Source organism: Devosia sp. (genome assembly GCF_965229025.1).
In the GTDB taxonomy this organism is placed as follows: domain Bacteria; phylum Pseudomonadota; class Alphaproteobacteria; order Rhizobiales; family Devosiaceae; genus Devosia_A.
Genome location: NZ_OZ245853.1, coordinates 2213855 through 2236262, shown reverse-complemented (window position 1 = coordinate 2236262; position 22408 = coordinate 2213855). Strand labels below are relative to the sequence as shown.

At 63.6% G+C, this 22408-nt stretch carries 23 protein-coding genes; 11 read left to right on the top strand and 12 right to left on the bottom strand.

Annotated features, from left to right (window positions below; genetic code table 11):
- Window positions 1-52: 52 nt before the first annotated feature.
- Both ACO06J_RS11030 and purD read right to left on the bottom strand, forming a co-directional pair.
- Complete coding sequence (locus tag ACO06J_RS11030) at window positions 53-934, bottom strand: patatin-like phospholipase family protein (protein ID WP_421760764.1); 882 nt, start codon at window positions 932-934, stop codon at window positions 53-55.
- A gap of 193 nt (window positions 935-1127) precedes the next feature.
- Window positions 1128-2405, bottom strand: a complete 1278-nt coding sequence (gene purD, locus ACO06J_RS11025; protein ID WP_421762491.1) for a phosphoribosylamine--glycine ligase — start codon at window positions 2403-2405, stop codon at window positions 1128-1130.
- A 176-nt stretch (window positions 2406-2581) separates the two neighbouring features.
- On the opposite strand from purD, the gene ACO06J_RS11020 reads away from it, so the two are divergent.
- The 6 genes from ACO06J_RS11020 to ACO06J_RS10995 all read left to right on the top strand — a co-directional run bounded on the left by ACO06J_RS11020 (window position 2582) and on the right by ACO06J_RS10995 (window position 9191).
- Window positions 2582-4561, top strand: a complete 1980-nt coding sequence (locus ACO06J_RS11020) for a DUF5107 domain-containing protein (protein WP_421760763.1) — start codon at window positions 2582-2584, stop codon at window positions 4559-4561.
- Between the two features lie 41 nt (window positions 4562-4602).
- Window positions 4603-6156 (top strand): exodeoxyribonuclease VII large subunit, encoded by a 1554-nt coding sequence (gene xseA / locus ACO06J_RS11015; RefSeq protein ID WP_421760762.1) that lies wholly within the window; start codon window positions 4603-4605, stop codon window positions 6154-6156.
- Window positions 6157-6231: 75 nt separating this feature from the next.
- Entirely contained in the window at window positions 6232-6456 is a 225-nt protein-coding gene (locus ACO06J_RS11010) for a DUF2093 domain-containing protein (RefSeq protein WP_421760761.1), read from the top strand.
- Window positions 6457-6500: 44 nt separating this feature from the next.
- Window positions 6501-7457 carry a lysophospholipid acyltransferase family protein gene (locus ACO06J_RS11005; protein WP_421760760.1) on the top strand — a complete coding sequence of 319 codons (957 nt, stop codon included), beginning with the start codon at window positions 6501-6503 and terminating at the stop codon, window positions 7455-7457.
- 217 nt (window positions 7458-7674) lie between these two features.
- Window positions 7675-8451, top strand: a complete 777-nt coding sequence (locus tag ACO06J_RS11000; protein WP_421760759.1) for a hypothetical protein — start codon at window positions 7675-7677, stop codon at window positions 8449-8451.
- A gap of 89 nt (window positions 8452-8540) precedes the next feature.
- Complete coding sequence (locus tag ACO06J_RS10995; RefSeq protein ID WP_421760758.1) at window positions 8541-9191, top strand: sulfotransferase; 651 nt, start codon at window positions 8541-8543, stop codon at window positions 9189-9191.
- Here the strand turns inward: ACO06J_RS10995 and ACO06J_RS10990 are convergent.
- The gene (locus tag ACO06J_RS10990; protein ID WP_421760757.1) at window positions 9177-9824 is read right to left on the bottom strand and encodes a glycosyltransferase family 29 protein; all 648 of its coding nucleotides are present in this window, start codon (window positions 9822-9824) and stop codon (window positions 9177-9179) included. The two genes, ACO06J_RS10995 and ACO06J_RS10990, sit on opposite strands and share 15 nt — an antisense overlap.
- A gap of 256 nt (window positions 9825-10080) precedes the next feature.
- On the opposite strand from ACO06J_RS10990, the gene ACO06J_RS10985 reads away from it, so the two are divergent.
- Together ACO06J_RS10985 and ACO06J_RS10980 are read left to right on the top strand one after the other, a co-directional pair.
- Window positions 10081-11061, top strand: coding sequence for a polysaccharide pyruvyl transferase family protein (locus ACO06J_RS10985; RefSeq protein ID WP_421760756.1), 981 nt, complete (start codon window positions 10081-10083; stop codon window positions 11059-11061).
- An 8-nt stretch (window positions 11062-11069) separates the two neighbouring features.
- Window positions 11070-11873 carry a glycosyltransferase family 25 protein gene (locus ACO06J_RS10980; RefSeq protein ID WP_421760755.1) on the top strand — a complete coding sequence of 268 codons (804 nt, stop codon included), beginning with the start codon at window positions 11070-11072 and terminating at the stop codon, window positions 11871-11873.
- A 40-nt stretch (window positions 11874-11913) separates the two neighbouring features.
- Here ACO06J_RS10980 and ACO06J_RS10975 read toward each other — a convergent pair whose 3' ends face one another.
- The 6 genes from ACO06J_RS10975 to ACO06J_RS10950 are packed head-to-tail and all read right to left on the bottom strand — an operon-like array spanning window position 11914 to window position 17176.
- Window positions 11914-12693 (bottom strand): hypothetical protein, encoded by a 780-nt coding sequence (locus ACO06J_RS10975; RefSeq protein WP_421760754.1) that lies wholly within the window; start codon window positions 12691-12693, stop codon window positions 11914-11916.
- A complete protein-coding gene (locus ACO06J_RS10970; RefSeq protein WP_421760753.1) occupies window positions 12690-13877 on the bottom strand; it encodes a hypothetical protein in 1188 nt (395 codons plus the stop codon). Before ACO06J_RS10970 ends, ACO06J_RS10975 begins: the two co-directional genes overlap by 4 nt.
- A gap of 35 nt (window positions 13878-13912) precedes the next feature.
- Window positions 13913-14749, bottom strand: coding sequence for a 3-deoxy-8-phosphooctulonate synthase (gene kdsA / locus ACO06J_RS10965; protein WP_421760752.1), 837 nt, complete (start codon window positions 14747-14749; stop codon window positions 13913-13915).
- Between the two features lie 19 nt (window positions 14750-14768).
- Window positions 14769-15365, bottom strand: a complete 597-nt coding sequence (locus tag ACO06J_RS10960; protein ID WP_421760751.1) for a histidine phosphatase family protein — start codon at window positions 15363-15365, stop codon at window positions 14769-14771.
- Complete coding sequence (locus ACO06J_RS10955; RefSeq protein WP_421760750.1) at window positions 15362-16180, bottom strand: 3-deoxy-manno-octulosonate cytidylyltransferase; 819 nt, start codon at window positions 16178-16180, stop codon at window positions 15362-15364. The genes ACO06J_RS10960 and ACO06J_RS10955 overlap by 4 nt, the downstream gene beginning before the upstream one ends.
- A gap of 3 nt (window positions 16181-16183) precedes the next feature.
- A complete protein-coding gene (locus tag ACO06J_RS10950; RefSeq protein ID WP_421760749.1) occupies window positions 16184-17176 on the bottom strand; it encodes a KpsF/GutQ family sugar-phosphate isomerase in 993 nt (330 codons plus the stop codon).
- Between the two features lie 138 nt (window positions 17177-17314).
- Here ACO06J_RS10950 and ACO06J_RS10945 point away from each other — a divergent pair, with 138 nt between their 5' ends.
- Window positions 17315-18562, top strand: a complete 1248-nt coding sequence (locus ACO06J_RS10945; protein ID WP_421760748.1) for a 3-deoxy-D-manno-octulosonic acid transferase — start codon at window positions 17315-17317, stop codon at window positions 18560-18562.
- Between the two features lie 37 nt (window positions 18563-18599).
- Here ACO06J_RS10945 and ACO06J_RS10940 read toward each other — a convergent pair whose 3' ends face one another.
- Window positions 18600-18848 carry a DUF4170 domain-containing protein gene (locus tag ACO06J_RS10940; RefSeq protein ID WP_421760747.1) on the bottom strand — a complete coding sequence of 83 codons (249 nt, stop codon included), beginning with the start codon at window positions 18846-18848 and terminating at the stop codon, window positions 18600-18602.
- Window positions 18845-19690: a 3'(2'),5'-bisphosphate nucleotidase CysQ gene (locus tag ACO06J_RS10935; RefSeq protein ID WP_421760746.1), complete on the bottom strand. Its 846-nt coding sequence runs from the start codon at window positions 19688-19690 to the stop codon at window positions 18845-18847. The genes ACO06J_RS10940 and ACO06J_RS10935 overlap by 4 nt, the downstream gene beginning before the upstream one ends.
- A 282-nt stretch (window positions 19691-19972) precedes the next feature.
- Between ACO06J_RS10935 and ACO06J_RS10930 the strand changes: the two genes are divergently transcribed.
- Entirely contained in the window at window positions 19973-20506 is a 534-nt protein-coding gene (locus ACO06J_RS10930; protein ID WP_421760745.1) for a DUF6101 family protein, read from the top strand.
- 152 nt (window positions 20507-20658) lie between these two features.
- On the opposite strand, the gene ubiA is transcribed toward ACO06J_RS10930, so the two are convergent.
- Window positions 20659-21594, bottom strand: a complete 936-nt coding sequence (gene ubiA, locus ACO06J_RS10925) for a 4-hydroxybenzoate octaprenyltransferase (RefSeq protein WP_421760744.1) — start codon at window positions 21592-21594, stop codon at window positions 20659-20661.
- A gap of 63 nt (window positions 21595-21657) precedes the next feature.
- Between ubiA and ACO06J_RS10920 the strand changes: the two genes are divergently transcribed.
- Window positions 21658-22407 carry a 16S rRNA (uracil(1498)-N(3))-methyltransferase gene (locus ACO06J_RS10920; protein ID WP_421760743.1) on the top strand — a complete coding sequence of 250 codons (750 nt, stop codon included), beginning with the start codon at window positions 21658-21660 and terminating at the stop codon, window positions 22405-22407.
- The last annotated feature ends 1 nt before the right edge of the window (window position 22408 follow it).

Genomic DNA, 22408 nt, shown 5'->3' with positions numbered 1-22408 from the left:
GGTCCGAAGGACCGGCTGAGGGGGCCTTTTTCTATAAATCTTTCGAAGGGCTCTACCGATCCTCCGCCCGATGGCTCTCTTCAGCCCCCGTGGCGTAAGCCTCGATCTTCCGCTCCAGCGCGCGCTTGAAGTTATCCTTGTCCTTTTCGACATGGGCAACGATCTCGCGCACCCGCCAGAACTCCAGCGCCCCGAAGGCGCTGAGATGCGGCCGGACGTAGATATCGGGCGGATAGGCGGCCATCATGTGCGCGGTGAGCGAATGCATCATGATCTGCGCCGAACCGAACCACACATCGAGCATCGAATGGTTTGTTCGGCTCAGTTGCTCCGACGGGTCGCCATTCACGTCGATGCCGATCAGGATATCGGTATCTGCCGAGGCCTGGTCGAGCGGCAACGGATTGACCACCCCGCCATCGACCAGGAGGTGATTGGCGAACGGCACCGGCTTGAATAGGCTCGGGATGGCGATCGAGCCCGCAATCGCATTGCGCAGCGGCCCGGAGCTGAACACCGCCTGGTGCCAGGATTGGAAATCGGTCGCCACCACATAAAGCGGCAGCTTCAGATCGCGGAAATCGTGCGGAAAATCTGGCGGCAGAAACGCGTCGACCACCGGCCCGGCGTCCAGCTGCACATTGAACCCCAGCGCGAAGAAATTACCGAGGTTCCGCACCTTGGCGCTCCACAACCGCCCGGCGATTTCGCGCATCGTCCCCAGCACGGCGAATGAATGGTCGCGCAGCTCCGCGCCGCTCATCCCGTTGGCCCAGCCGGCGCCGATCAGCGCGCCAATCGAGGTGCCGGCGATGACACTGGGCTTCAGCCCCATCTCGTCCATGGCTTCGATATAGGGGATGTGGGTCAGCCCGCGCGCGGACCCGCCGCCAAGCGCTACGCCGATCCGCGGGTTGGCAAGGCGAGGTTTCACTGCGCCGCTACTGAGGAACTCGCCCCGCAAGCGATGGACAATCTCCCGCCCTTGCTGCTGATGCAGTGCCGGCACGTTCTGAGCTGTCACTTCGTGGGTCACGATAAGGACGTAGGATGAACTTCGGAAGTTTATAAGAGGTTCAACTCTTCACCCGTGCCAGCGTTCCTCGCAATCATGCTTAAATTGCGGCTTATCCCTGCCGTTCACGGGCCACGGCGCGCCAGCCGATATCGCGTCGGCAAAAACCCTGCGGCCAGTCGATCTGGTCCACCGCCACGTAGGCGCGCTGCTGCGCTTCTTCGACCGTGCTGCCAAGCGCGGTGACATTCAGCACCCGCCCGCCATTAGCAATGAGCCTCCCGTCCCGATGCAGCGTGCCGGCATGAAAGACCTGGAGCGTCCCGCTATCCAGCCCCTCGGCGCCCCGGATCTCCGAGCCCTTGCCGGGGCTGACCGGATAGCCCTCGGTGGCGAGCACCACCGTCAGCGCCACCTCGTCGCTGAACTCCGGCGTCACCCGCTCAAGTTCGCCGCGCGCCGTCGCCTCCAGCAGGTCCACCGTGTCTGACTTGAGCCGCATCATCAGCACCTGGCATTCCGGGTCGCCAAACCGCACATTGTATTCGATCAGCTTGGGCCCTTCCGCCGTCACCATGATCCCGGCAAACAGCACGCCGGTAAACGGCGTACCGCGCTCGGCCATCCGGCGCACCGTCGGCCCGATGATCTGGGTCTCGATCCGTGCCGCAACCTCTGGCGTGATCACCGGCGCCGGCGAATAGGCGCCCATGCCGCCGGTATTGGGGCCTGTGTCCCCGTTGCCCACCCGCTTGTGGTCCTGCGCGCTCGGCAGCATCACGATGCTCTTTCCATCGCAGAGCGCAAAAATGCTGGCCTCTTCGCCCTCCAGAAACTCCTCGATCACCACCGTCCATCCCGATGCGCCGAATGCGCCGGAAAAGCAGTCCCGCACGGCCGCCTCGGCCTCACCAAGCGTCATCGCCACTGTCACGCCCTTGCCTGCCGCCAGCCCATCCGCCTTGATAACGATCGGCGCGCCCTGCTTGCGCACATAGGCGAGCGCATCCGCCTCGCTCTCGAACCGCCCGTAGGCGGCGGTCGGCACATTGGCCTCGTCGCAGATCAGCTTGGTGAACGCCTTCGAGCCCTCGAGTTGCGCCGCCGCCTTCGATGGCCCAAAGCACAAGAACCCCGCCGCTCGCACATCATCGCCCAGCCCCGCCACCGCCGGCGCATCGGGCCCGATCACCACGAAATCGATCGTGCTGGCCTTCGCAAACGCCACGACGGCCGCATGGTCGGTGATGTCGAGCGGCACATTCTCCGCAAAGCTCTCGGTGCCGCCATTGCCCGGTGCCACGTACAGCTTGCTACAGCGCGGCGACTTGGCGATCGCCCAGGCGAGGGCATGCTCGCGACCACCCGATCCAATCACCAGAATGCGCATCAGGCCGAGCTCCGTGTCCATGGGTTGGTCCGTCGCGCCCCCCTAGCACTAAGGACTACGACTCGCCACCCTTTGCCGCCTTGCACGCCGCGCCATTTCATGGCTGCCTTTGCCATCAACGCGTTTCGTCGTGCTCTCCGGTCGGATGGTAGACGGGATCATCGGGAGACGGGTCAGTGCCCACCAAAATCAGCAGAACCAGCGTCACCATGCCCATCTCGCGGCTCGGTGGCCCCAGCGGCCTGCCGCGTTTTCGCTGGCAGCAGCCGACGCTCGATAAGAACACCCCGCCCAATCGCGGCCTCACGCCCGAAGAGAGCTCCCACGGCTTCCAGTGGGGCAAGGATTCGATCCTTCCCTATCGCGTCTACGACGACTACGACCGCGACCAGACGACAGGGCAGATGCAGATTGCCACCATCGAGAACAGCCGCCTCCGCGTCTCAGTCGCCCCGCAATTCGGCGGCCGGCTCATGGAACTGCACGACCTGAAGCTCGGCCGCGACCTGGTGTTCCGCAACCCCGTCTTCCAGCCCGCCAATCTCGCCGCGCTCAATGCCTGGTTCTCGGGCGGTATCGAGTGGAACGGCCTGATCCCCGGCCACACGCCTTTCACCACCGCCCCGGTCTTTGCCGGCATCGTCGAAACCGAACGCGGCCCGATCCTCAGGCTTTATGAGTTCGATCGCATCGTCGAGGCCACCTGGCAGATCGACCTGTTCCTGCCCAACGACGATGACCGCCTCTTCGTCCACGGCCGCATCGTCAACAGCACCGACAGCGTCAAGCTCGCCTATTGGTGGACCAATGTCGCGGCCCCGATGAGCAAGGGCATGCGCGTCCTCAGCCCCGCCAGTTACTCGATCGAACATGTCCTCCCCGGCAATGAGCTGGCCCGCTTCCCGTTCCCCGATCCGTCCCGGTTCGATGGCTCCTATCCCGATCGCTGGCGCGACGCGACCTCTGTGTTTTTCCGCGCCCCCGACGCGGATCGGATGTTCATTGCCGCGCTCGATACGGATGGTACCGGCCTCGCCCAGACCTCGACCTCTGCGCTCAAGGGCCGGAAATTCTTCTTTTTCGGCACCGCCGCCGGCGGGCAGCAATGGATGGATTATCTCGCCCGGCCGGGGGAGGGCGACTACATCGAAATCCAGAGCGGCGTCGCCCCCACGCAGAACCAGCGTTTCGAATTGGCGCCCCAGAGCGAGCTGCACTGGACCGAGGTCTACGGCGCCCTCAGCGTCGATCCCGCCCGCGCCCACGACCCCGACTATCAGGTCGCAAGCGCAGCAGCCGGCGCCGCCATCGACGCCCGCTTCCCCTCCGCCGAACTCGGCGAAATCAACCGCTTTCTCACCGAAGCCTCGCGCCTGCCGCTCTCCAACCGCTTCTCGACCGGCGCCCCATGGGGCCTGCGGCAGGAGCAGTTGGCCGGGAAGGCGCTCGCCCCCGGCCTCGATTTCACGACCGAGCTGCCTGCCGATTGCTGGGATGACCTCGCCACCACCGGCCAGTTCTCGATCGGCAGCCTCGCGACGATCCCCTCGGATTTCGCGGTGTCCGAAATCTGGGTTGCCGCCCTCGAGGCCACAGCCGAGACTTGGCTCAGCACCCTGCTGCTCGGCATCGCCGCCCTCGATCGTGGCGAAACCGAGTCTGCCCGCGACCTGTTCGACCGCTCGGTTGCGCTCAAACCCACCTGGCTCGGCCTGCGCCAGCGCGCCCTCACCGCCGCCAGCCCGGATGCCGCCGAAACCGACTACCTCGCCGCCTGGGCCACCGGCGCTGCTCCGCCCGCCTTGGCTGCCGAAATCGTCGCCTTCTACGTCCAGCACAACCGTCACGCGCCGCTGCAGCCCTTCGTCGCCGCGCTGCCCGACTCGGCCCTAACCGATGAGCGCGTCCACATCGCTCGCGCCCGCGTCGCCAGCGAACAGGGCGATCTCGATCTGCTCGAGCGGCTCCTTGCCCGCCCCTTCGCCACTGTACGCGAGGGTGAAACCCTGCTCGACGAGCTCTGGGTCGCCCTGCAGCGCGGCCGCCTCCAGCAGTCGCTCGGCCGTGCGCCGACGCCAGATGACCTCACCCAGCGCCTCCGGCTTCAACCCATCCCGCCCCACCTCAATTTCCGCATGCGCGCCGCCGATGACTAGCCGCACTTGACGGACTCGTCCCTTTCGCTCACCTCTCGGGCATGGCCGAAATCCTCACCAACGCCGCTGAATTCACCGTCTCCGAGATCGCCCAGGCGGTTAAGCGCACCGTCGAAGACGAGTTCGGCCATGTTCGCGTGCGCGGCGAGATCTCCGGCTTTCGCGGCCAGCACTCCTCCGGCCATGCCTATTTCACCCTCAAGGACGAGAACGCCGTCATCGACGCCGTGGTCTGGAAGGGGAATTGGGCGCGCCTGATCTTCAAGCCCGAGGAAGGGCTGGAGGTCATCGCCACCGGCCGCCTCACCACCTTCCCGCGCTCGTCCAAATACCAGATCGTCATCGAGCAGATCGAGCCCGCCGGCGCCGGCGCGCTGATGGCGCTGCTCGAAGAGCGCCGCCGAAAGCTGGCGGGTGAGGGGTTGTTTTCCGCCGATCGCAAGCGCCAACTGCCCTATCTACCTCGCACCATCGGCGTCATCACCTCCCCCACCGGCGCCGTCATCCGCGATATCCTCCACCGCATCGCCGACCGCTTCCCGTCCCACGTGCTGGTCTGGCCTGTCCGGGTGCAAGGCGACACCTCCGCTGCCGAAGTCACCGCCGCCATCGAAGGTTTTAACTGCCTCACCCCCGATGGCCGCATCCCGCGCCCCGATCTCCTCATCGTCGCACGTGGTGGCGGCTCCATCGAAGACCTCTGGGGCTTCAACGAAGAAATCGTCGTCCGCGCAGTTGCTACGAGCCAGATCCCGATCATCACCGCCGTCGGCCACGAGACCGACACGACGCTGGTCGACTACGCCTCCGACTACCGCGCTCCAACCCCCACCGCTGCTGCCGAAGCCGCTGTCCCCGTGCGCGCCGAACTCATCGGCTATGTCGATGACCTTGGCAGCCGCCAGCGCCAGGCCTCGCGGCGCATTGCCGGCAACTTCCGCGACCGCCTGCGTGCCGCCAGCGCCGGGCTTCCCCGTCCGCTCGATCTGGTCGCGACCGCCCGCCAGCGCCTCGATCTCGCTGCCTCCAAGCTCGTCGCAGCGCTGCGCCATACCGGCCAGAAAAAGCAGAACGAGTTCGGCCGCGTCGCCACCAAGCTCGCCCCCCGCCTCCTCAGCGAGCGTGTCCGCACCGCCGATGTCCGCCTCGCCGAATTCGGCCGCCGCAGCCAGACGGCCGTCGGCCGCGTCACCGAACGCCGCGCCGCCGGCCTCACCGCCATCGCCGGCCGGCTGTCGCCGAAGGCGCTGCGCACCGAAATTCGCCACGCTCGGTCCCGCCTCGCCCCCTCCGCGAGCCGCCTCAGCCCGCTGATTGACGCGCTCATCGAGCGCCGCCAGCAGCAACTGGCCGGTGCGGCGAAGCTCCTCCTCTCCTATAGCTATAAGAACGTCCTCGCCCGCGGCTTCGCGCTGGTCACTGACCCCGACGGCAATCTCGTTCGCGACCCGCAACAGGTCGGCCCCGGCGATGGCCTCACCATCGAGTTCGCCAACGACCACAAGCTCGGCGTCATGGTCAGCGGCGCAACGCCCATGCCGAAAAAGAAGCCGCGCCCGCCAACTGAAGGCGGCGGGCAGGAAAGCCTGTTCTAGCTACGGCGCCTCACACTACGCGCCGTTTGCATCACGGCCAATCTGGCCTATATCTGCGACAAAGCGAGCCAGACCATGAACATCTTCGACAAAAGCTTCAGCCCCTCCGAGGCGCAGGTCCGTTACCTCGATGCCGATTATGTCGTGCTGAAGCCCGGCAGCTTCGTGCGTTGCGCCACCACTGGCGTCCCCATCCCGATTGACGAACTGACCTATTGGAACGTCGACCGCCAGGAAGCCTATGCCGATGCCGTTGCCGCCCACGAAGCGTTCAAGCGTTACGGGTTGAGCGGCCGCTAGCCGATTCAGGGCGTGAGGCGGGCGTGAGCCGGAAGGAAAGTCTCGTGGCCAAGACCGGATCCAACGACCCGCTCGGCGTGCGCATCCGCCGCGTCCTGGAAGCCGGGCTGCTGATCGGGCTGCTGAGCCTCGCGCGCCTCATGAGCATCGAGCGCTCAGCTGCCATCGGCGGCTGGGTCGGGCGCCACATCGCCGCGCCGCTGATGCGCAAATCCTCGACCATCGAAACCATCCAGATCGCCTTCCCAGAGCGCGACCGTGCGGCAGCAATCGAACTCATCGACGGCATGGCCGACAATCTCGGCCGCACCGTCGCCGAGTCCGCGATCCTCGAAAAGTTCATGGATGAGGCGGGCCGCGAGCGGTTCACCTTCGAGGGGCTCGAACACGTCGCCACCACCAAGGCCAGCGGCAAGCCGATCCTCTTCGTCTCGGGACATTTAGGCAATTTCGAGCTGAGCTTCGTTGCCATCCATCACCTCGGCTGGAACGCCTCGGTCGTCTCCCGCCGCCCCAACAACCGCTACATCGCCGATTGGTACGCCAACAAGCGAAACGCGATCGGCTATGACGCGCAGATCCCCAAGGGCCCCGAGGGCATGCGCCAGATGGTCAGCGTGCTGAAAAAGGGCGGCAATGTCGGCATGCTCATGGACCAACGCCTTACCGAGGGCATCCCGGTGCCACTGTTCGGGCGCGAGGCGATGACCGTCCACACCCCGGCCATCCTCGCCATCAGCCACGGCGCCATCATCCAGCCGCTCGCTGTACGCCGCAACCCCGGCTCCCGCTTCACCGCCGTGTTCCACCCGCCTATCCTGCCCCCCGGCCTCGGTAGCGAAGCACGCGACATCTTCGCCATCACCGAAGCCCTCAACGCCTTCGTCGAAACCGAAGTCCGCGCCCGCCCCACCGATTGGCTGTGGATGCACAAACGCTGGGCCCCGGCAAAGGAACTCTCCCGCCGCGCCCGACGCTTGCTGGCGGAACGGGTTCAGTGACGGTGACTTTCTATCGATTCAACACCTGCAAATCGCTACGCAACGGCCGCGAAGGGCCAAGGTTGAGCCACTCTCTGGTATTCCGCAAATCGCGAGTGTAGTTTTCGCTCATCCGGCGCCCCGGAGCGCTGGCGTATCCTCGTTGCGGGCTTGTTGAGGTGGACATCGAAGTCACTGGTGCGTTAATGCCACCTCGGAAACCTGAGGTGCCCCCCAAATGCTGGATCGGATAAATGTCGTCTGCTACAAATGGGGCACACGCTACGATGCGCTTGATGTGAACGTTCTGTATGCATCCATGAAGCGGAATATATCCGCGCCAATGCGCTTCTTTTGCATAACTGACGATGCGTCGGGGCTGCGGCCGGAAATCGAGTCCGTGCCGATCATGCGTGCTTCAATGGTCGGGAACGGCGCGAAGCTCTATACGTTTTCCGACGGGGCGCTGGGGCTGGATTCTGATGAGTATCTTGTCTGCATAGATCTGGACATGGTCGTCGTAGGCAGCCTCGATTTCCTGCTCGAACGCCCTGAGAAGCAATATATCGTCGCCCAGCACAGAAATCCGAAGTCGATCTCGCGGGCGCACACTGCGGTATATCGCGTGAAGGTGGGGTCACATCGAGAGTTCTGGGACAAATACATCGAGAACCCTGCTGCTGCGGCTGCCCGTTTCCCGGGGCGGAAGGACGTCAATGCCTTCAGTGACCAGAAGTGGATGGAGGACCTCTATAAGGGGCGCGACTTCGATTTCTTCCCATTCAACAAGGTCATCCTGTTCCGACGTGACTGCAAGGCGCGTGCCCCAAGCTTTCGGCTCGGCGAGAAGGCCGGGCGCTGGCTGAGCCTTGCCATGTTCGGTGAAGCGCGGCTGCCAGGCGAAGGCGAGGCTATCGTGTCGTTCGCGGGGCTCACCAAGCCGCGCGACGTGATCGACCACCATCACCTACACCTCAGACGCGCGCCTTTCGTGCAGCAGTTCTGGCACGAGTGAGCGTGGCTCGCGGGGGCCAACATTTGAACCTCTCGCCGTCGCTTTCCCTCAGAGCGCATCGAAGTCTCCAATCGGAATCAGTTCGCATCATGTGGCCTTTCGACAAGCAGAACGCCGACCTGTCCCCCAAAGTATTCGGCCTAGGACTGAGCAAAACTGGAACGTCAAGCTTGGGATTCGCTCTTGAGATCCTGGGGTTCACACACATGGGCTACCGGAGAGACTTGGTCAAAAGCTGGCACAGGAAACAGCTGGCGCCGATTGAAAAGGCTCTCAGGAACCATTCGGCGTTCGAAGATTGGCCCATGCCGTCGATGTTTGAATACGTGATGCGCAAGTTCGGCGCGTCTGCTTACTATGTGCTGACGATCCGCAGCTCACCGGAGGTTTGGCTCGAAAGCCTTAAGAAGCATTCCCTTCGCAGCGCCCCCAAAAATGCAAAGATTCGGGAACTCTGCTACGGCGTCGCCTATCCTCAGCAGGATGAGCAGCACTTTCTGGACTTCTACACCAACCACAACGCATCGGTCGTGCAACTTGCAGAAACACTGGGGCTGCAGGGCCGTCTGCGGGTGCTTTGTTGGGAAAACAACGACGGATGGGGAGAACTTTGCGAGTTTCTCGGTCGCGACGTACCAAATATGCCGTTCCCAAAGAAGAACCAGGCCATCGATCGCCCAATCTCGCAGCATTATGTAGCCCGAAACCTACACAACATCGCGCGGCTAAGCGGTTCGTAACTCCACCCTGCCTTCCGCAGCCAAGCGCGCCACCATCTCGCGTTCGCCTTGCCAATTGTGGTGACCGGTTTTCGCTGGGTAGAAGGTGGGGGTCTGCTTCCAATCGAAGCCAAAGACAATGACCTTCGTCGGTGTGAACAGTTCGAGCAGGGCCGCGAGAGCAATTAGTCCGCTCGATGGGTTTGAGCCAAGGGCCTGCCTCAGCCTCGTGTAGCTGTCCCGCGGCGTGATCGCGATCTCATCGATCCGCCTCAGGAAGCCGGACCCCATCATCTCTCTCCTGGCAGTCAGCCACCAGACTCGCGCGCCCGGAAATCCAGCATAGATGCTCTTCGGGCTAAGCCGCCCCGAAACCCCGACTATATCAGATCGGCTGCCTTGGTCCTCCGGCTGCCGGATAAAACCGAGATTGAATCGGAGCACGGTGTCGCAAGCGTCGATATCGGGTCCGAGGCCTGATCCAAAAATCGACTGGGCATTGCCAACAGCTGCCACGACCTTGCCGTCGATCAGCGGGCGCAGATGTGCCATCGAGGCTTCCGCAAATTCTTCGCTTCGCGTCTTCTTGATGGCAGTCGGGTATCTCGCGTGGATGAGAACGCGCTGTAAGCCCTGCAGAAGAGGCTTCGTCATGGCTCTGCCATCCTCCTGGCGTCGATACGGCCCGTGATACATGTGTTCTGAATGTGCACCGACAAGGCCACCACCATTGTTCAAGTGTCGTCCGCGCCACGTTCTGTCTATATAGTCTTTTGCGCTGCACCGCACGTTGCGCATGTTCCCAGCTGAGGCCTTTCGGAACAGCTGTAGCTCATCATTTGCCGCGCCCTTTTCCGGGGCAGTGCTTGCTGCTAGTGGAAAGCCCCGAGATACTGCGGAGATCCATTTCGTGTCGTTCTTGCGCAAAGCGCTGGCCTCACCCTATCGGCGGCACCTGCAACCGAGAACGATGGCTGCCCCGGGGACAGTCATCCTTTGGTGGGGAACCTATGGGTTTGCAGGCCGGCCGACACTGGGAGACGTGCAATCGGTTGAAAATCTCTCGCGTGAACTCGGTAGGCGAGGACACGAACACGCGATTCTAAGTCACCCCGAACTTGCCCTGCCAGGGCATTGGCCCGTCGCCGATATCTTCTCGCTGACCCAATCGATACGGCAACTGGCGTTTGTGTGCGGACCGCTCCTCGATCGCAGCCCGCTTCGTGACTTCCTTTACGTGCACCGCCGCGCGCGGAAGCTCGCATTGGGAGTCAGCATTCTTCCCAACAATGAGTCGATCACTTCGCGTTTTGACGTCATCGTCGCCCGCGACGGCATCTCTGACTCGACATTTGACTTTGCTGCCTCGGAGATTGTTCCCCCCGACCCGTGGCGCGCTAACGCCATCCGATCGGTAGGGCTCAGCCTGCGCGGGCCACAAAAGGAGTATGGTCCGAACCGCGTTGGCCAGTCGAAAAAATGCGAAGCGCTACTTCGCGACCTGGCCGCGCGTATGAGCATCCCGATTGTGCAGATCGACACCCGCATTTTGCCCGCAAATGACACGGCGAAAATCAAGGCGGACTTCGTTCGCAGTGACATAATATTCACCACCCGAATGCACGGAGCATTGCTCGCCCTTGCGCTCGGCAAGCCAGTCATCGCGCTGGACCAGATTCCGGGCACCGCAAAGGTTACAGCAGTGCTTCGCAAGATCGGTTGGCCGCATGTCTATTCGGCCGAGTTCGTCACGGCAGATATGCTGGACGCTGCTTGCTCGGACCTTGCTGGCCCCGCTGGGGTAGCGGCGGTGATAGCTGCGCAGGTGCGCATCGCAGAATATACGGAGGCAGCGGTGAAACGTGCCGCCGACGCGTTCTTGCCCGGATGAGTATCCCGATGCTGCCAATCTTCTACATCAACCTCGACTCGCGGCCCGACCGCAGGGTCTTCATGGAGCAGCAGTTCGACCGCCTCGGAATCTCCGCCGAACGGGTCCCTGCCATCACAAGCGGGGAGGTACCGGTCGCTCTGGTCGCGCACATCGCAAGGCCGGGGCACCTGTGGCGCTTGACCGCGGGAGATCTGGCCTGTGGACTGAGCCACCAGAAAGTCTGGGCGGCAATTGTCTCTCGAGGGCTGAGTGAGGCTCTGGTACTCGAAGATGATGCGGTCCTCGATGTGGCGTTGCTGCCGTTTCTCGAGGCGGGACACTTGCAAAAGCTCAATGCCGGGCTCATTCGGCTAGAGACGCGCCGCCAGCCGGTTGCGCTCGGGCGGCGCGAAGCGATTATCGGCGATGTCTCACTTAGGGAGTTGGGCTCGACCCACAACGGCACTGCCGCCTATTTGATGTCGCGCGACGTGGCCGCCAGTTCGCTGGGTCACCATCTCGTCAACCAAATGGCGCTTGATCGATTTCTGTTCGGCCATGGAGGGCCACATCTGTGGCGCACTAAAATCCTGCAAGCGGATCCCAGCCCGGTTCTTCAACTCGACAGGTTGCACGCCGACCTGTCCAGGGATGGAGCTGCAAAGAGCGACATCGCACTCCACAAGAAGCCCAGAACGTCCCGATCTCGCCTCATCAGCGACGTTTTTCGTCTGGAGGGCAGTTTGGTCCTGCCGCGGTTGCGCCAACTCCTGCGTCAACCTTCAATCGCCCGCAGGCGAAAACTGGTGGCCTTCACGGCAGACCGCTGAGCTCCCTGCTGCCGTTCGCACCAGAAAGATCCGCAGTCGATCAGACTCGCCAGTGCCGCTTCAGCCAACTTGCGGGTCTGGTGCTGCGCAGCAAGCCGGCTTCAAACCCTTCGACAGCTTCTTCCATTTTCGGAGAGCCGTGAAAGCACATCACCCGGCAGTCGAGCGGCAGGCGCGGTTCCATCATCAGGTTAAGTGGTGGAATACGGGCAGCATCGTATTTGAAACTACACACCATCGATCCCGGCAGATAATGCAACTGTCCGCGCCGGAACGCGCTCATTGAGGTGTAGTACTGTTCGCTGCCCTTGTTGCGCTCCACCGAGCCGACGGGATCGGCGGCAAAGTCGTTGTAGAGATAGCGGTGCAGGGCCGGGTCGAAGACGAATACCGAACCGTGCCCACCCGGCTGCCCCTTCCACTCATACCGCCACTCATGACGCATCGCGACCTTGTCGGGCGCAGCATCGACCAGCGGCTCCAGCCTCCCGGTGATGACCACGTCAAGGTCGAAGCCGAGTATCTGCCCCTCCATCCCACCGAGGCCGGGGCGGAACAGTGAGATCTTGCGCCAGGCACCCTTCCGCCCCTTGCGCTGCATTGCTGCCTGCAACTCACTCTCGAACGGCTCCACAGGCAGGTCGTGCAGCCTCACCCGGGGATCGATATCGTCTCCATTGTCGGTAAAGCAGTGGAACGAAAACGGCCTGTCGAGATACCGTGTGACACCGGAATACAGCCGGTTCACGTAGTAGGCCGGGTATTTGTCACCCCACTTGACGCATACGACATTGAGAGTGCGCTCGCCGCCAGCGATCATCGTGTTCCCCCATAAGCAGTGCCGGACAGATCCAGCTGACCTGCCAAAACCCTCCGCCGTACTCGCTGCCAGTCGGCCTCCGGAATGTGGAAATGTCCGTCAGAGCTGGTCTCGGTTCCGATATAATAGTCCGCCGCCAGGTACGACAGAAAAGCGTCCCGTAACTCCGGGTCGAACCCAATCCTGTCGGGGGCCGCAAAGACACTTCGCAGCGCTTCCGCGCTTGTCACCGGTTCTGCAAGTCCCGGAATCGCCCAGAATGCCAACCCCATTGCCACCACCAGTTTTTCCAGAAGCATCGCTTCGAGCCCAACCGATGAGTTCACCGTCACGACGAGGCGCGCGGCGCGGACCTGCGCAAACGTGTCGGTCGAGTTGTCGACATAGAGTGGCAGCCCCTCGTACCGGCGCAGCACGCTTTCGGCGCGATTGGTATCGCTGGGATGCTCCTTGAACCGGATATGCCAGCCATTGGGCAGCGACGGCGCAGCCGCAGCCAGTAGGGCGATTGTTTCGGCCACGCCACGGCATTCGATGCCGAACAGTCGCAATTGTGTGTCGCTCTGCTTTTGCAGCGGGACGAAGATGAAGGGCGCATCCAGTGGCGGCAGTTTGCTCAAGTCGCTCTCGCGCGTCACCCGGGGCGGTCGCTGTTTCAGGCGATCGGCGAGTGGGCGCCACGCTCCCGATGCATCGGGCCTCGCGCTGAGCCACTGGCGGAAAGTCTCCCCGTCGCGCGGCAGCCCATTGTTGTGATTGACCCCAACCGGGTCCGCTGTGAGGGTCTGGGGGAAGGGGCCGCGCTCCAAGAACAGCGTTTTCGCACCAGCGTCCCGCGCCGCCAGCATGAAGATACGCCGGTCGCTGACCAACCCGTTCCAGGTGACTGCGACCGCCCCGCTGCGATTCTCGAAGAATTGGCGCGTGGCGTCGTACTGGGCCGCAAGCAGCGCCCGCCGCGCCTCGAATAGCCAGCGCAGGCGCGGCTTCCGCGTGGCGGTCAGCAGAGCCTCCTCGGCGCGCGATTGCGCCTCGGCATAAGCCTTGCCTGTTGGCGGGAGCATCCCAACCCAGTGCAGCCGGTCGGTCGGGGCGAAGGCGGCGGCAACAATGGGACGTTTCTTGGCGATAAAGCGATAACAGTAGACATCGAGCTGCCCGCCACGGCTGGCCTGGTTCTGCATAGTGCGCTCTCTAGCCGTCCCGGTGGCGCTCAGGCCTACCTCCCCTTCGCCAGCGCGTCGAATGCCATCAACTCCGCCACCAGCGCGTCCAACTGATCCAGCGGGATCATATTCGCGCCGTCCGAGGGGGCGTTGTCGGGGTCTTCGTGGGCTTCGATGAACACGCCTGCCACACCCACCGCTACCGCCGCGCGCGCCAGCACCGGCGCGTACTCGCGCTGCCCGCCTGAGGTCTCGCCTCGGCCGCCCGGCTGCTGCACCGAGTGGGTGGCATCGAAGATCACCGGCTTGCCGGTTTGTGCCATGATCGGCAGCCCGCGCATGTCGACCACCAGCGTATTGTAGCCAAAGCTCGTGCCGCGCTCGGTCAGCAACACGCCTGAGGCGCCACCGGCATCGAGCTTGTTGGCCACATTGACCATGTCCCAGGGCGCGAGAAACTGGCCTTTCTTAACGTTGACGATCCGCCCCGTCGCCGCCGCCGCCAGCAGCAGGTCGGTCTGTCGGCTGAGGAAAGCCGGGATCTGAAGGATATCGACCATCTCGGCCGCAATCGCGCACTGCTCTTTTTCGTGCACGTCGGTCGTCACCGGCAGGCCCGTCGCCGCCTTCACATCCTCGAAGATGCGCAGCGCTTCTTCCAGCCCCGCGCCGCGAAAGCTCCGGCCGCTCGACCGGTTGGCCTTGTCGAAGCTCGATTTGTAAATCACCGGCACGCCGCGCCGCGCCCCGATCTCGGCGATCCGCGTCGCCGTCATCAGCGCGTGGTCGCGGCTTTCGATGACGCAGGGGCCAAGGATGAACGCCAGCGGTTGCTGCGTGCCGATGGTGATCAGGTGCCCGTCGGGCGCGGTGAGGGTAACGTCGGTCATCGTAAGTCCTGTCGCGCCGTCAGTTCGGGCGTTTGTCCCATTCCACTAGCCGGAACTGACCTTCCGAACCAGCCTCGATGATGCCATAGGCACCGGTCCTGAGCTTCAGCGAGGCGATGTCGAAGCCGAAGGCCAGCAACGCAAACCGTGCCGCACCATTGCTCGTCACCAGCAGAACGTCCTGGGGCAGGGGCTGCGCGGCAAACTCGCGCCAGCCTGCAATCCGGGCCTCTGCGTCAACAGTCCAGTCCGGCGGCGCAATCGCCTGGCGATCCCACGCCTCCAGCGCCTCTTTGCCGATTCGTGCTTCGACCCGCCCTTCGGTCTGGTCCTCGTCCGGCCCGTGATCGATTTCGGTCAGCAACTCCGAGGGCTCGACCGCGAGCCGCAGACCCATGGTCGCAAGAATCGTTTCCGCCGTCACCCGCGTCCGCTGCAGCTTTCCCGCTTGGCAGATGCCGAACACCAGGCCATCGGCTGCAAAGCCCCGCCCAAGCGCCACAGCCTGCGTAAGGCCCGCCGCCGTCAGCGGCAGGTCCGTGCGGCGCCCAACCCGGCGCGGCGCTTCTCCCGCTTCAAACGTATTGCCGTGCCGGATGATATAGAGCCGGGTCATTGCCGCCAGTCGATGAACGGGTCGCCATGCTCGGCGATCAGCGCCTCGGCGCGTGCGGCGTCCGCGGGGCTATCGACCCCGCTCATGGTGATCTTCGCGAACGGCACCTTGACCGCGTCGATCCGAAGGCCGAGCTCAAGGATGCGCAACTGTTCCAGCCCTTCCAGCACTTCATAGTAAGAAGGGCTGGCGGCTTCGAAAGCCTCCAGCGCCGCCCGGCGATAGCAATAGAGCCCCACATGCTGCAGCACCGGCGACAGCGGCTCGGCCTCGCGCAACGCCGCCTCCTTGCGCATGAACGGCAGCACGTCCTTGGAAAACCACACCGCACGTCCCGATGCGTCGCGGATGCATGTCGTGCCGCTCGCTGGCGTCTTGAGCTTGTGCTGGCGCATCGCGTCGAGCCGCGCCCAGTCGAGCTGAACCACCGGCGTCGTCACATCGGCGCTGCTCTGCCGCGCATGCCGCACGATCTCGACAATGTGGGCCGCCGCCGTAAAGGGCGCATCGCCCTGCAGGTTCACCACCAGCTCGGGTGTCCGGCCCGTCGCTCGCATCGCGGCCAATGCCCGTCCGGATCCTGAAGTGATGTCCGGCGAAGTCATCAGTGCTTCGAGGCCTAGGCCTTTCGCAGCCGTGCTGATCCGTTCATCATCGGTGGCGACGACGACGTCCGCATCGCCCAGTTGCCGCGCCGCATCGATGGCAATCGCCGCCACCCGCTCCAGCAGCAGCCGACCGGCAATCGGCAGCAGCGGCTTCCCCGGCAAGCGAGTCGAGCCATAGCGCGCCGGAATGACAATCAGGTCGGCCACGCCTCAGACGAGGCCCACGCGCAGGCAATCATGCAGGTGCACGATCCCCACTGGCTGCTCGCCATTCATCGCAAAGATCGCGGTCACTTTCGGCGTCTCGGCCGTCATCCGGCGCAGTGCCTCGCTCAAGAGCGCACTCGCTTCGATGGTCTTGGGGCGAGTGGTCATGATCTCGCCGGCCGTCTGGCGCAGCATGCCATCCGCCATATGCCGGCGCAGGTCGCCATCGGTGATGACCCCCAGCAGAGCACCATCGGGCGCCACCACCCCGGTGCAGCCAAACCCCTTGGAGGTCATTTCGAGGATTGCATCGGCAACGCTCGCGCCGGGCATCACCAGCGGCAGCCGCTCGCCCGAATGCATGGTCTCTGCAACAGTCAGCAACGCGCTGCCCAGCGTCCCGCCGGGGTGAAAGACATGAAAATCCTCGGCCTTGAAACCGCGATTGCGCAGCAGAACCACCGCCAGCGCATCACCCAGCGCGCTCATCATCGCGGTTGATGTGGTGGGCGCCGACGTGATCTCGCAGGCCTCCGCCGCCTCGGGCAGGCGCACGATGATATTGGCGGCGCGGCCGAGCCGCGAGGCGGGGTTCTGCGTCACCAGCGCCAGCGGAATATCAAACCGCACGCAGTAATTGGCGAGGTCTTCGAGCTCGCTCGTGCCGCCCGATTTCGAAAACATCAGCACCACGTCCGATGTAGTGATCATCCCGAGATCGCCATGGCTGGCATCGCCGCCATGAACGAATTGGGCCGGAGTTCCAGTGGATGCGAGGGTCGCTGCGGCCTTCCGCGCAATATGCGCGCTCTTCCCCACACCCGTCAGGATCAGCCGTCCCGGCGCCTTCTGGATCAACTCGACCAGTGCCACGAAGGCACCGTCGAGCGTCGCTGCGAGGGCCTCGAGTCCCTTGGCCTCCAAGCCAATCACCGCCCGCGCTTCGTCCAGCGCGCGCTGCTGCAGCTTGGCATCGATGGCGATCGGATAGCGCACGGATGGGCCCTTGGCTGAAACAGCCTGTGGCTTAGCAGCATTCCCGCAAGGCTCGCAAGCCGACCGGCCAGAAGGTTGAGTTAGACGCCACGAACGGCTAGCACAGCCGAGCCGGCTCCCTGCCGGATGGAGCTGCACTTGGCCGAGCGCCCGACCTTTCGCTGGAGAGCCTATGGCTGGCTGGTCGAGGCCTTGTCGTTCCTTCATTATGCGGTGCTGTCGCGCTTCTCGCAGAGCGATGAGGGTGGCACGGCCTGGCTGAACAAGCGCCGCAACCCGGTGCTGCCGGGACCAGCAGCAGGTCGCCGCATCTGGATTCACGCGGTGTCCGCCGGCGAGACCAAAGTCGCTGAACTCCTCCGCAGCGAACTGCTCCGCCAGGACCCAGGCCTGTCGGTCGTCCTCTCCGCCACCACCTATGCCGGCCACGCCCGCATCCGCGCCATCGCCGGCGACGCCGCCAGCTTCATCATGCCGCTCGATACCCCCGCTGCCCAGCAGCGGGTCTTCGCCACCGTCCGCCCAAACCTGCTGGTGCTGGTGGAATCAGAATATTGGCCCGCGCAACTGGCGGCAGCCGCCGATGCGGGCGTGCCGGTAGTGGTCGTCAACGCCACGGTCTCAGAGCGCTCTTTCGCCCGCCACACCCGCTTTCCAGCACTGTGCCGCCTGACGTTGATGCGCGCCGACCGCATCTACGCCCAGGACGCAGCAACGCTCGAAAGGTGCATCGCACTCGGAGTCGGCCGCGATCGGCTGGAAATCAGCGGCAACCTGAAACTCGCCTCACCCGTCCGCCCGCCAGGTCAGCGCACGGGCCCCCCGCTCATCACCTTCGGCAACGTCCATCGCGCCGAACTGCCCGCCCTCGCTTCGGCCATCGCCGAACTGGCCCGCCAGCTCCTTGATGTCCAGATCGCCCTGGTCCCACGCTATCCCGGCCGGATTCCCGAAGATGACCTGCGCACCGCGCTCGGGCCTGCACTTGCCATCATCACCGATGCAAAGGACATGGCGGGCTCCGGGCCATTGGTCTGGCTGAACCAGATGGGCATGCTCTCCCAAGTCTACGCCCGCTCCACCATCGGCGTGGTGTGCGGCACGTTCGCACCTATCGGCGGGCACGATCTCGCCGAGCCCCTGCAGCAGGGCGCCGCCAGCGTCTACGGCCCGCATGTCGAACGCCAGCGCGTCCTCGAAGCGACACTGGCCGAGCTTGCCGCCGGAACGCATCTCGCCTCCGCCGCCGACCTGCCCGCAGCCGTCGCCAAGCTGCTCGATGACCCAGCCGGGCGCGACGCAATGATCAATCGCTTCGCCACCGCCTCGTTAGCAGCAGAAAAGCGCTTGAACGAAATCGCTGCCGCCCTGCGCGCCCGTCTTTAGCCAGACATCGCACAGCCAATCACAGTCTAGCTGTGGCTTACTCGTCGTCTTCGGGGTTCAGCAGCCGGTGCAGGTGAACCACGAAATAGCGCATCTCGGCATTGTCCACCGTCATCTGCGCCTTGTGCTTCCATGCAGCATGGGCAGTCGCATAGTTAGGATAAAGCCCGACCAGCTCGACGGCATTGAGGTCCTTGAAGACGATCTCTTCACCGGCCTCGACCTCGCCACCCACCACGAGGTGCAAAAGCTGCTTCTTGACGGGGATCTTCTTGTCTTTGCTCACGGGTTCTGACGCTCCAGCTCGAGTTCCTGCGGCTGCGGGCAACCATAGACCTTCACCAGCGCCGCGTGCAGGGGCGCTTTTAGCGAAGGCTGTGCAAAAGCCGCAAGCGCTCCATGCCGGATTTCCGGGCGATTGAAGCGCAATGCACCTATGCACACATCCTCAATTAGAATCCCCGCCTCCCCAAGGATGCAGGCCGCGCCGGCGATATCCCAGTCGAGCGCACCGCGCCGCGTCACCGCAGCATCGAGCTTGCCGGTCGCCACCTGCACCAGCCGATAGGCGAGCGAGGGGTAGGCCGGGCCCCGCGTATACTCGAGACCTGCTGCCTGCAGTTCCTGGTGCACGGCACCCGGAGCAGGGATCAGCGGCGCCCGAAACCCCGAAGCTTCCACCCGCACCAGCGGCTTGCCATTGCAGCGTGCGCCGGCGCCCAGCACGGCGTCATACATCTCATCACGCGCGGGCGCATAGACCACGCCGCAAATCGGTATCCCGTCTTCAACGACCGCCAGTGAAACCGTCCAGCTATCTTCGCCGCGAATAAAACCGCGTGTGCCGTCGATGGGATCGACGACAAAGCAACGCTTGCGTCCCAGGCGTTCCGGGGTATCGACCGATTCCTCGCTGAGCCAGCCGTAGCTAGGGCGTGCCGTGGTCAGAGCCGCGTGGAGAAACTGGTCGAGAACAATGTCTGCTTCGCTCACCGGCGAGGCATTCTCCTTGGTCCAGTTCTTCACATCGCGACGGAAATAGCCCGACGCGATGATCCCGGCCGTCACCGCCGACGAGCGCAGCAGCTCGCAATCTTCTGCTGCTGTGGGGAGTTCAGGTGCGGCCATTGGGGTTCCGGCAATGCAATTGCGACGGGTTCTAGGCGCATCGTCCGCCCGTAACAAGCCCATTTGCCGAGGCTTCGGGCACCCTCGCCACACTCGTTAAAAGGTTCCGATCAGAAGCGATTAATACTGCCTTACACCCGGTGACAGACCGCTAACCCTTTCCAAAACAACCTAAACTTAACCCCGTTTCTTAAGCGGCCCGGCAATGGGAGCGGGTAGATTGGGTTCATCAAAGAGGGCAGCAAAACAATAAGCTCTCGAAAGTTGACAGTGAGGCGTTTTATGCACCGTAACGTTCAGATCGAAGGGTCGTCAGTCGTCATGCTGTTCGCAGACGGCCGCCCGCAGCGCAGCAATTTCACCAGCGCCCGTCACTTTGGCCCCGCCAACGACAATGGCCCCAGGGATCCGGTCAAGACCGTCACCGTCCGCCGCACGCTTGAAAAGAGCGGCGTCGCCATCAAGATCAAGGTGCCGGTCACCGAATTCGTCGGCGTCGCGGTCTCGACCTCCATCACCGAAGACGGCGTGCTGTCGAGCGCCATCGAACTGGTGCACGGCGATCCGGAACTGAATTACCGCGTCTTCGAAGAAGTCGGAAACGGCAGCATCGTCGCCGAATGGCAGAACTGGGGCAAGAAGCTCCGCCTGCCGCTGTTCATCAAAGCCGGCGACGGCAGCCTTCTCCCCTATTCGCAGCAGGTCGATGGCGTCGCTCTCGGCACCAACACCGACCGCCGCCGCACCGCCGCGGAAGCCAATCGCCGCCCGCACTTTCTCAACCGCCGCAAGCCCGGCGAAAGCTCGGCCTCATGATTTTGAAACGGGCTGCAACCATTTCCGGTTAACGCCCGTTAATACCTGTGAAAGCCGGCAACGATCCCATGCACGTTTGACCTGCCGGTCAATAAAGCGACCTCCAAAGCGCTGCAGACGGGGCTGATCCAAAAGGATCGGCCCCGAACTGTTTAGAGCGCCCAATCCGCCAACATCGCCAGCGTCAACAGCAGTCCGACCCAATGGTTGGCTCTGAACCGGACCAGCGCACTCCCCGCATCCTTGGGATGCAGCGTCACGATCTGCCATAGGAGCAGCGCGGCAACGGGAACGAGGCCCGCGTAAAACGGCCATCCTGCGCCCACCTGTTGCCCCGCCATTCCCCATAGCACCAGCGTCGCAGCATAGAACAATCCCACCAGCAGGCGTGTGCGTCGCCCGAACAACCGCGCCGTCGAACGCACCCCGATCAGCGCGTCGTCTTCTACGTCCTGCAGCGCGTAGATCGTGTCGTAGCCGATCGTCCACAGGATCCCTCCGGCATAGAGGAGGATTGCTGGTATCGCGACACTGCCGGTTTGGGAGGACCAGCCAATCAGCGCGCCCCAGTTGAAGGCGAGTCCGAGGAAGAGTTGCGGCCACCAGGTCACCCGCTTCATGAACGGATAGATCGCGACCAGCACCAGCGATGCGACGCCCAATAGGATGGTAGGGCCGTTGAACTGCAGCAGCACCGCCAATCCGACCAGCATTTGCGCGATCAGAAATTGCGCCGCCTGCCGCTTGCTGACCTGACCCGAAGGGATTGGCCGCGAGCGGGTGCGCGCAACTTTCATATCGATGTCGGTATCAACGATGTCGTTGAACGTGCAGCCCGCCCCACGCATCGCCACCGAGCCGATCAGAAACAGTACCAGCGCCCAGAGATCAAACCCGCGGGCCGGATCGGCGAGCGTTGCGAGCCCCAGCCCGAATCCGCAAGGCCAGAACAGCAGCAATAGGGGGATCGGCCGGTCCCACCGGGCCAGCCTTCCGTAGGGCTTGAGCCACTCCGGCGCATAGCGGTCCAGCCAGTTGTCACGCCGCGCATCGGCGACCCGGCCATCATCGAGCTTTTGGCTTGGCATGCTGAAAGTCCTGTGCGGTAATGTCGGCATTCCAGCCGCTCATTAGAGTTCACGCCTAGCACGATGCCCAGATCGCACAAAACCCTGTCGAGATTGTTTATCGACGCACCGCTGTCAGCCGGAGCGTCGGTTGAACTGGGCCGCGAGCAGACCAATTACGTGCTGACGGTGATGCGCATGAAGGCCGGTGAAGCCCTGGTGGTGTTCAACGGTCGCGACGGCGCCTGGATGGCCCGCATCGCCGATGCACACCGCAAGGGCGCAGTGCTGGAAATAGTGGTCCAGACCCAGCACCAGACACCCAAATCCGATCTGTGGTTCGGCTTTGCCCCGTTGAAGACCGGACGGCTCGACTACCTCGTGCAGAAGGCGACGGAGATGGGGGCAGGGGTGATCCAGCCCGTCATCACCCGCTACACTCAAGTACAAAAGCTGAAGGCCGACAAGCTCGTCGCCAACGTCATCGAGGCGGCCGAACAGTGCGAGGTGCTGTCGGTACCCGAGATCCGGGCGGAAGTCGGCCTCACCGAACTCCTCGCTCACTGGCAACAAACGCAAGGGCTTCGCCGGCTGGTATTCTGCGATGAATCTGCGCCAACGCATTCGCCGCTGCGACAATTGCGCGATCTCGATGGCTTGCCGATCGGCATTCTGGTTGGGCCCGAAGGCGGCTTTTCAGACGATGAGCGCAACCATCTGCTGGCGCAGGGCTTTGTTGTTCCGATCAGCCTGGGCCCCCGGATTCTGCGCGCCGACACGGCAGCGGTGGCGGCCCTGACGGTTGTTCAGTCGATCATCGGTGATTGGCGATAGA